At 74.6% G+C, this 1,219-nt stretch carries 2 protein-coding genes; both read left to right on the plus strand.

Translation table 11 applies throughout. The features are described from left to right. On the plus strand, positions 1 to 588 hold a 588-nt coding region (locus H5J33_RS35805; protein ID WP_181798799.1), incomplete at its 5' end, for an amidohydrolase family protein. Between the two features lie 85 nt (positions 589 to 673). Continuing rightward, a complete protein-coding gene (locus tag H5J33_RS35810; protein WP_181798801.1) occupies positions 674 to 1,060 on the plus strand; it encodes a VOC family protein in 387 nt (128 codons plus the stop codon). Positions 1,061 to 1,219: the final 159 nt, after the last annotated feature.

The following is a 1,219-nucleotide window of genomic DNA, read 5'->3' on the forward strand; positions in this document are numbered from 1 at the left end:
GGGGACGCCGCCGTCCGGCACGTCCTGGACACGGTGGCCTCGCTGGGGCCGGGCGGGCACGGTGCGCACCGGATCGAGCACATCGAAACCGTGCCCGACGAACTGCTTCCGCGCTTCGCCGAGTCGGGCGTCGCGGCCTCCATGCAACCGCCGCACACCGGCTACACCCGCGACGACGGCACCGATGAGTGGTCGCGCCGGCTGGGCGGCGACCGGGCCGCCCGCGCCTGGCGGCTGCGGGATCTGCGGGAGGCCGGGGCCACGGTCGCCCTCGGCTCGGACTGGCCGATCGCGCACTACGACGTGCGGTCGGTGCTGGCGACGGCCCGCCGCCCCAAGGGCGCGGCGGCGCACCGGCCGGGGCTCACCGCGGCGCAGGCGCTGGAGGGCTGCCCCTCTCCTGCCGCCGCGGCCGCCGGGGAGGCGGACGTGGCCGGCCGGATCGCGCCCGGCTTCCGCGCCGACCTGACCGCGCTGGCCGTCGACCCCGTGCACGCGCCCGGTGACGAACTGGCCGATGCCCCGGCGGTGTTGACGGTGACCGGCGGCCATGTGACACACCGGGGGCCGGCCGGAGGGGTCGGATAAGATCGGCCTACGGCATCGCGTGTCGGTCACCGTCCGGGTGAGGCATGGAGGTGCCCGTGAGATTGCCCGCGGAGGCATTCCACCGATGTCAGTCGAGTTGAACCACACCATCGTCCACGCCCGGGACAACCGGGAGTCCGCCGAGTTCCTGGCCCACATCCTGGGTCTGGAGGTCGGCACCGAGTGGGGTCCGTTCGTCCCCGTCGCCACCGGCAACGGGGTGACCCTGGACTTCGCCACGATCCCGGCGGAGTCGATCGTCATGCAGCACTACGCCTTCCTCGTCTCCGACGAGGAGTTCGACGCGGCCTTCGCCCGCATCAAGGCGGCCGGGATCACCTACTGGGCCGATCCGCACGGCAAGCAGCCCGGCGAGATCAACCATCACCACGGCGGCCGGGGGCTGTACTTCACGGACCCCGCCGGACACGGCATGGAGATCATCACGCGCCCGTACGGCAGCCACGCCTGACCGGCGCGGCCCCCAGGTGAGGGCGGGCCGGGGGAATCGGCCCCCGGCCCGCCCGCGGCACACCGGGAAGGGGAACGACTTCTCCCTGGTCGCCCAGGTCCCCGCCCCCGAATGGTACGGACGGCCGCGGGCCCGGGCCGCCGCCCTCTCCCCCGCCGA

The sequence above is a fragment of the Streptomyces sp. WELS2 genome (assembly GCF_013870595.1).
Taxonomy (GTDB): Bacteria; Actinomycetota; Actinomycetes; order Streptomycetales; family Streptomycetaceae; genus Streptomyces.